This is a genomic window from Streptomyces sp. NPDC002306, from assembly GCF_053593435.1.
Window position 1 is genome coordinate 112,997 of sequence record NZ_JBSFCK010000017.1, and the last position, 7,656, is coordinate 120,652.

Genomic DNA, 7,656 nt, shown 5'->3' on the forward strand with positions numbered 1-7,656 from the left:
GAGGAGTGCTTTCTCGCATGATTGATGAGGACTGGCGCGAGTTCACCTCCGCATTCGCCGAATCCGTACGGCCGGAGGACCCGAGGGGCCGGACCGGCAAACGCATGCTCGTGGTGGGCGTCTCGGTCGTCCTGGCCGTCGCCCTGGGAGCGCTGGTCTACGGCGCGCTCGGCGGCCCGGCGTTCGCGCTGCCCAGCGAGGTCCAGGCGATCCCCCCGAGCCCCGACGCCACTCCCTACCAGGCGGGCGGCCAGAGCTCCGGTCAGGTCTGGAAGGCCATCGCCGGCCCCGACTGCGCCGCCAGCAGCGACGGCTCGACCGGCTTCGCCGCGTACGGCTACTCCACCGGCACCGACGCCGACGGCACCACCGCCTGGACCAACTCGCCGACCGGCGGCTACACCGGCGAGGCGTGCACCGGCGGCTACCTCTCCATGCCGGTCTCCGGCAAGTCCGACGGCTACGACGCCACCCGCTACGCGCTGTGGAAGTACGACTTCAGCTCCCACTTCACGGTCGCCTCCTGCCGCGTCTCCAGCTACGTCCCCACCAACTCCTCCCGCACCCAAGTGGGCGGCTCACCCGCCTACTTCTACTACTTCGGCGACGACCACGCCTTCGGCACGAGCGCGGACAAGGAGCCCAAGCCGCTGGGCGGCTTCCTGGTCGACCAGGTCGGCAAGGACCACCAGGGCCGCTGGCTCACCTCCCCCGCGTTCACGGTGCGGACCGGGCAGGTGACGGTCAAGCTCGTGAACGCCGGAGCGGAGAGCCCCGACGTCGCCGCGGGCGTCCATGTCGCCGCCGCCCAGCTCCGGCTCACCTGCACCTCGACATGACGGCCGGACTGCGCGTCGCCCCGCGCGGCTGGGGGACGTTCAAGACCATCGTCGCCGCCGTCCGCGAGGCTCCGGAGGGGGCCGTCATCTCGGTCCAGCCCGGCACCTACACCGAGAGCGTGGTCCTGGACCGGGACGTCACCCTCACCGCCGAGAAGGGCCGCGGCACGGTACGGATCGTCGCGGGCGCCCACGGCCCCGCGCTCACCGTGCGAAGCCCCGGCGGACGGGTACGGGGACTCGTCCTCGAAGGCGGCGGCAAGGACCCCGCCGTCCTGGTCACCGCGGGCGCGGTGGAGCTCGACGGCTGCGAGATCACCGGCGGCGGCGCCCAGGTCACCGGGACCGCCACCCCCGTCCTGCGGGACTGCGAACTCCACCACACCGGTGACATCGGGCTCTACCTCGGCGGCGACAGCCGGGCCGTGGTGGAGAACACCGGCATCAGTGACGTGGACGCCGTCGGCATCCTGGTCGACCACGGAGCGGCGCCCACCCTCACCCGCGTCTCGGTCACCCGCACCGGCGGCCACGGCATCCGGATCACCGGCTCCGCCCGCGCCGCCCTCGACCAGTGCGCCGTCACCCACACCGGCGCCGCCGCCGTCGCCGTGGACGACAACGCCCGGCCCGTGCTGCGCACCTGCCGGATCGGGGACAGCGAGGCGGGGGGCGTCGTCATCACCGGGGACGCCGGAGCCGACGCCGCGCCCGAGGACGACGACGCGGGCGAAGCACCCTCCGCCGGGGGCGAGTTCGGGGTCGCGCTGCGCGGCTGCGAGATCGCCCGCACCGGCCGGGACGGTGTCCACGTCACGGGCCGCGCCGTCGCCTCCCTCATCGACTGCCGGGTCAGCGACATCCGCGCGGCCGGCGTCGTCGCCACCGGCGCCGGCCGGCTGCGGCTGCACGACACCACGACCACCGACACCACCGGTTCCGGCCTCGCCGTCGGCGGCGAGGCGCGGGTGGAGGTACGCGGCGGGGCCTTCACCCGCTCCGGCGCCAACGGCGTCTACGCGTCCGACACCGCCGAACTCACCCTCGTCGACTGCGCGGTCACCGTCTCCGCCTACACGGGTGTCCACGCCGGCGACGGCAGCCGGGTGACCGTCCGCGACAGCCGGGTCCAGGGCACCCCGGAACACGGACTGCGCAGCGTCGGCCGGGCACTGCTGATCCTCACCGAGACCGACATCGACGACACCGGGCTGTGCGGCATCGAGGTCGACGGCGGTGACCTGTCCGCCCGAGGCTGCCGGATCACCAAGGCCGCCACCGGCGTGAGCCTGCGCACCGCACACCGCCCCCTCGTCGCCGACTGCTCCATCAGCTCCTGCTCCGGCGTCGGCATCGACATCGGTGCCCACACCGGCGCTCTCGTCGCCGACACCCGCGTCACCGGCACCGGCGCGGCCGGGGTCTTCGTCCGCGAGGGCGCCGCCGCCTGGCTCGCCGACTGCTCCATCACCGACACCAAGGGCACCGGCCTCGTCGTCCAGGCGAAGGCGGCGCCCCGGGTGCGGGGCGTCACCGTCACGGGGACCACGAAGAACGGCCTCTACGTCGCCGACCACGCCGCCGGCCGTTTCGAGGACTGCGACATCAGCGCCACCGGTTTCCCCGCCGTGTACGTGGGCAGCGCGGCGACGCCCCTGCTGCGGGGCTGCCGCATCCACGACACCGACGAGGACCTCAAACTCGCCGACGGCGCCGAGCCCGTCATCGAACGGTGCCGCGTCGACGACGTGAAGATCAGCACCGTGCCGGAGGAGGCCCTCGACGCCGCACCGCTGCCCGAACCGGCACGCGACGGCGCGCTCGCCGTGGCGTCCGGCGGCCGGGACGCCGGCTGGGCGGCGCAGGACGGCAAGGGCACGGGAACCCGGAAGGCCCGCGCCGAGAGCCTGTCCGAGGTCCTCGCCGAACTCGGCGACCTGATCGGCCTGGAGAGCGTCAAACAGGACGTCAGCACCATGGTCAAGGTCATGCAACTGGTCAGGCAGCGCACCGAGGCCGGGCTCGCGGCCCCGCCCCTCAGCCGCCACCTCGTCTTCGCCGGCAACCCCGGCACCGGCAAGACCACGGTGGCACGCCTGTACGGTCGCATCCTCGCCGCCCTCGGCCTGCTCTCGCGCGGCCACCTCGTCGAGGCCGACCGCGCCTCCCTGGTCGGCGAATACGTCGGCCACACCGCGCCCAAGACCACCGCCGTCTTCAAACGGGCCCTCGGCGGCGTCCTGTTCATCGACGAGGCGTACGCCCTCACACCGGCCGGCCAGGGCAACGACTACGGCCGCGAGGCGATCGCCACCCTGGTCAAACTGATGGAGGACCACCGCGACAACGTCGTCGTCATCGTGGCCGGCTACCCCGACGAGATGGAGCGCTTCGTCGACATCAACCCCGGCCTGGCCTCCCGCTTCACCCGCACCCTGATGTTCGACGACTACGGCAGCGACGAACTGGGCCGCATCGTCGAGTTCCACGCGGCCAAGCACGAGTACGCACTCCCGCCGGACACCCGCGAGGCCCTGCTGAGCTACTTCGGCGCCCTCGTCCGCGACGACCGCTTCGGCAACGGCCGCACGGCCCGCCAGATCTTCCAGCGGATGACGGAACGCCACGCACAACGCGTCGTCGAACTGGTGGACCCGACGACGGACGACCTCGTCACCCTCCAACCGGACGACCTGCCCCCGCTCACCACCGGCTGAGACGCGAAGGACCCGCGTACCGGCTGAGACATGACGAACCGGTGTACCGGCTGAGACACGACGAACCGGCGTACCGGTCGAGACACGACGACGGCGCCCGGCCGGAAGCCCGGCCGGGCGCCGTCCTGACGTACGGACTGCTACACCTGCTACACCTGCTACACCTGCGACGCCGACGGCGAGTCCGCCTCCGTCACGGTCGCCTGCGCGCGCGGACCCAGCTCCGGCATCGCCGACTTCGAGTCGGCCTCGGCGTAGGTCTGGCCGGCATTGTTCAGCAACGCCGTGAAAGTACCCATCAGTTCGATGCCACCGGCGGCGTCCTGCATGATCTGCGTCAACAGCGGATTGATCGTCTCGGCGTACTGCTCCCCGCTCTCGGCCAGTTCGCTCTCCACGAAGTGCAGGCCGGCGCGCCCCCAGTTCTCCCAGTGACCGGTCTCCTGGCCGAACAGCGTGGGATCGTCGATCGCCGCCTGCACCTTGGCGCGCAGCACCTCGTACGCGCCCTGAGCGGTCGACACCGCGTCGAGGAAGGTCTGCTCGGCTCCGCGCAGCGCCCCGAGGTCGATCGAGAAGGGATTGCTGTCCGGCAGCGTCGGCATGGCGCTGCCCGACCCGCCCCCCGGCTCGGTGGGCACCAGGTCGGGGGCGGTGGTGTAGGCCATGCTCAGTGTCGGCATGGGCACCAGCTCGCCCGGCGGCTCGTCCTCACCTTCGTCGTCGGTGGGATTGGCGGTCGGTGTGACGCCGTAGATGTCGGCATACGTTTCGGCGGCGTCCTCCTGGTCGCCGTGATCGCTCGCGTCCGGGTCCACGTTCGGCACCCAGGGGTCGCTCTGGTAATCCGACGCGTGAGGGCTCACATCCTCGTCGCCCATGGGACACCCCGCATTCTCAGGTCGGTTGTGGATGGTGGTCGACACTCGACAGTCGGTCATGGACGAGGGGGCCGCCGGAGACTGTCATAGGCCGTCGACGGTCGGCTGACTGACGATCGGCCTACTGATCGGCCATCCATGGTGCCGCGTCATCGCGTCCTGAATCGACGTCCCCGTTCCTGGACGTCCCCCTGCGCCCGGAACAAGGATCTACTCCATCTCCCGAAATCCCGTGACCCTTAACGTGCGGACCCCTATGAAGTCGCCGCCGGCGCGGGGGAGAGGAGAGGTTCGGAATGACGGACATGAACACCGACGGCGAGGCTTTGATTTCCCTGAACGGGGATCTGTTCGAACCGGCGACCATCGCGCCCGGAGAAGACGCCGTCCACATCCAGGCGCCGGACGCGGTGAATCCGGCGGCATTCGACGGTCAGGCCCCCATGCCCGGTGAGGCGGGTCAATCCCTCGACGGCGAACCGCTCGTTCACCTGGACCGAGACTTCTTCTCCCCGGCGACCGGCGAGCACGCCCACGCGGGGCATCCGCAGCCTTCCGCGCCCCCGCCGTCGGCCCCGGACCACGGTCACGCGGGCCACTCGGCGTGGGCCGCGGCCGGCACCGGAGACGGCGGCTCAGCGGGCCCGGTCTCGGCGAGCGCCTCATCGACCTCCACCCTCAACGAGTTCGAGACCCAGCACACCCGAACGGCACCGGCCAATTCCGCCACACGGAACGAGCCGTCATCTTCCCCGGCGGAGGAAACGACACCGACCACACCGAGTCCCGACAGCAACGAGCCCGCCCCGACCGCGCCCGACGGCCAGTCCCTGACGGAGCGCACCGTCGATGGTCAGGTCATGGTGGGTGAGGACACCCAGGACGGCGGATGGATCTCCCAGGACGGGACGGTCTACGTCTCGCGCGACGGGGAGGTCGAGCACGGCCTGGTGGACCCGGACGGCGCGTTCCTCGTGAACGGTGAAGTCCTCCAGGTTGAGGGTCAGTCGGTTTATGGGTCGCGGTTGGATGACGGGTCGTTTCTGTCGGAGGACGGGTCGACGTTGGTCTCGGCGGAGGGTGTGGTCGAGCATGGGCGGACGTCGTCTGATGGGTTGTTTTTGACGGAGCGGACTGTTGATGGTCGGGCTTTGTGGGGTGGGGAGACTGAGGATGGTGGGTGGGTTTCGCAGGACGGGACGGTTTATGTCTCGTCGGATGGTGAGGTGGTGCGTGGTCTGACGGCGCCGGATGGCGCGTTTTTGGCGAATGGTGAAGTCCGGCAGATCGAGGGTCAGTCGGTTTATGGGTCGCGGTTGGATGACGGGTCGTTTCTGTCGGAGGACGGGACGACGTTGGTCACCGCGGACGGTGTCGTCGAGCACGGCCAGACGACCGCCGACGGGCAGTTCCTCACCGAGCGCACGGTGGACGGCCAGCCCCTGCTCGGCTCGGACACGCAGGACGGCGGCTGGATCTCCGACGACGGAACGGTCTACGTCGCCGACGACGGTGCGGTCCAGTACGGCACGACCGCCTCGGACGGGACGTTCGTCGCCGACGGCGGGCAGGCGGTGCCGGCCGATGACGGTACGCAGGTGTCCGGGAGCGAGTCGGGCGGCGCCGTCGCGCCGGAGGGGACCGCGGAGAGCACCACCGAAGAGACGTCCTCCCTCACACCGATGACCGTCGGCGGCCAGACACTGTTGGGGACCGCCACCACCGATGGTGGGTGGATGTCGCAGGACGGGACCGTCTACGTCGCCGGCGACGGTGAAGTCGCGTACGGGCTGACCATGCCGGACGGGTCGTTCCTGCCCAACGGCGAGGTACGGACCGTCAACGGCCAGCAGACGTACGGAAGCGTGCTGAGCGACGGGACGTGGCTGTCCGCGGACGGGACCGTCGAGGTCAGTCCCGACGGCACGGTCAGGACCGGGCAGACCACCGAGGACGGGGTCTTCCTCACCGCGCGGACGGTCGACGGCCAGTCGCTCCTGGGGACCGATACTTCGGACGGCGGATGGATCTCGCAGGACGGGACCGTCTACGTCTCGGCCGACGGAGAGGTCGAGCACGGCCTCAGCACCCCGGACGGGAGCTTCCTCAAGGACGGGGTGACCAAGACCCTGCCCAACGGCCAGGTCGCCTACGGCTACATGTCGGGCGGTGACTTCTATTCCGCCGACGGCACCACTGTCGTCCTGGCGGACGGCACCGTCCTCACCGGCACGCTCGATCCCCAGACCGGCCTCTTCACCGCGTCCGACGGCGCCACCTACCTCGTCACCGACAGCGGGATCGAGGGCGCCGCGCTGCAGAGCGACGGCTCGTTCCTTCTCGACAACGGCCAGACGGTGATGACCCCCGGCGCGTGGGCCGTCGACATCGGCCAGCTCGGAGAGGCCATCACCCTGGTCCGGAACCGGGCCGGCGTGATCGAGGAGAACATCAACGCCATCCAGGACCAGTATCACGCCATCGAATACGCCTGGCAGGGTCCCGCCGGCACCACCTTCGGCGATGTCTCCACCGAGGTCAACAAAACCATGAGAGACCTCCAGGATCTCCTCGTCGACATGATCGAGCGAATGATGACCAGCAAGGACAACTACATCGCCGCCGAGAGCGCCAACATCACCAATTCGCAGGGCTCCTGAGGAGGAATTCGGCCATGGCAGGCATTCCCGACGACTACAACGCGGTCAGGCTCGCGATCGATCCGAACTCCATGAACAGCGGATGCCAGAAAGTCATCGACGCCGCCCAGAACGTCAGTACCGCGCTCGGTGACATCATGAACTGCCTCAGCCAGCTCAGGATCTCCTGGACCGGTGACTCCGCGGACGTCGCCGACGAGTTCAACGCGCGCTGGACGGCGGTCACGACGCAGCTCTACGGCTCGCAGGCCGCCCAGCTGGTCAACGTCCTCACCGGCGGCCTGCTCTACGCGGTCGATCCCGAGGCGCAGGGCGTCATCAACGTCCTGACAGGCGGAGTGGCCAAAGCCGCGGAGAACTACGCCAACTGCGAAGGCGCGGTCAAGGCCATGTTCGCCCAGTTCCACACGGAGATGCTGCGCGCCAACAGCCCCGAGTGGCAGGCCGATCACCCCGCCGGTCCGCAGACGGACACGGTGGACCAGCCGAGCGGCACGCCGAACGAGAACTTCCACACCACCGCGGTCAACGAAACCGGATTCTGAGGTAGCGCCAGATC

At 70.2% G+C, this 7,656-nt stretch carries 6 protein-coding genes; 4 read left to right on the plus strand and 2 right to left on the minus strand.

Features of this window, described 5'->3' with window-relative positions; translation table 11 throughout:
• Positions 1-17: 17 nt before the first annotated feature.
• Positions 18-839: a hypothetical protein gene (locus ACWCQK_RS27990; protein WP_451159515.1), complete on the plus strand. Its 822-nt coding sequence runs from the start codon at positions 18-20 to the stop codon at positions 837-839.
• Positions 836-3,556 carry a right-handed parallel beta-helix repeat-containing protein gene (locus ACWCQK_RS27995; protein WP_451159517.1) on the plus strand — a complete coding sequence of 907 codons (2,721 nt, stop codon included), beginning with the start codon at positions 836-838 and terminating at the stop codon, positions 3,554-3,556. Before ACWCQK_RS27990 ends, ACWCQK_RS27995 begins: the two co-directional genes overlap by 4 nt.
• Before the next feature lie 158 nt (positions 3,557-3,714).
• Here ACWCQK_RS27995 and ACWCQK_RS28000 read toward each other — a convergent pair whose 3' ends face one another.
• Positions 3,715-4,437 carry a hypothetical protein gene (locus ACWCQK_RS28000; RefSeq protein WP_451159519.1) on the minus strand — a complete coding sequence of 241 codons (723 nt, stop codon included), beginning with the start codon at positions 4,435-4,437 and terminating at the stop codon, positions 3,715-3,717.
• Positions 4,438-4,691: 254 nt separating this feature from the next.
• A complete protein-coding gene (locus tag ACWCQK_RS28005) occupies positions 4,692-4,973 on the minus strand; it encodes a hypothetical protein (RefSeq protein WP_451159521.1) in 282 nt (93 codons plus the stop codon).
• Between the two features lie 819 nt (positions 4,974-5,792).
• On the opposite strand from ACWCQK_RS28005, the gene ACWCQK_RS28010 reads away from it, so the two are divergent.
• The gene (locus tag ACWCQK_RS28010) at positions 5,793-7,097 is read left to right on the plus strand and encodes a WXG100 family type VII secretion target (protein WP_451159523.1); all 1,305 of its coding nucleotides are present in this window, start codon (positions 5,793-5,795) and stop codon (positions 7,095-7,097) included.
• Between the two features lie 14 nt (positions 7,098-7,111).
• Complete coding sequence (locus ACWCQK_RS28015; RefSeq protein WP_451159525.1) at positions 7,112-7,642, plus strand: WXG100 family type VII secretion target; 531 nt, start codon at positions 7,112-7,114, stop codon at positions 7,640-7,642.
• Positions 7,643-7,656 lie beyond the last annotated feature (14 nt).

What these genes read in the sequence shown, in the direction of transcription:
- ACWCQK_RS27990 (WP_451159515.1), top strand. Translation starts at nt 18, where the DNA reads ATGATTGATGAGGACTGGCGCGAGTTCACCTCCGCATTCGCCGAATCC.
- ACWCQK_RS27995 (WP_451159517.1), top strand. Translation starts at nt 836, where the DNA reads ATGACGGCCGGACTGCGCGTCGCCCCGCGCGGCTGGGGGACGTTCAAG.
- ACWCQK_RS28000 (WP_451159519.1), bottom strand. Translation starts at nt 4,437, where the DNA reads ATGGGCGACGAGGATGTGAGCCCTCACGCGTCGGATTACCAGAGCGAC.
- ACWCQK_RS28015 (WP_451159525.1), top strand. Translation starts at nt 7,112, where the DNA reads ATGGCAGGCATTCCCGACGACTACAACGCGGTCAGGCTCGCGATCGAT.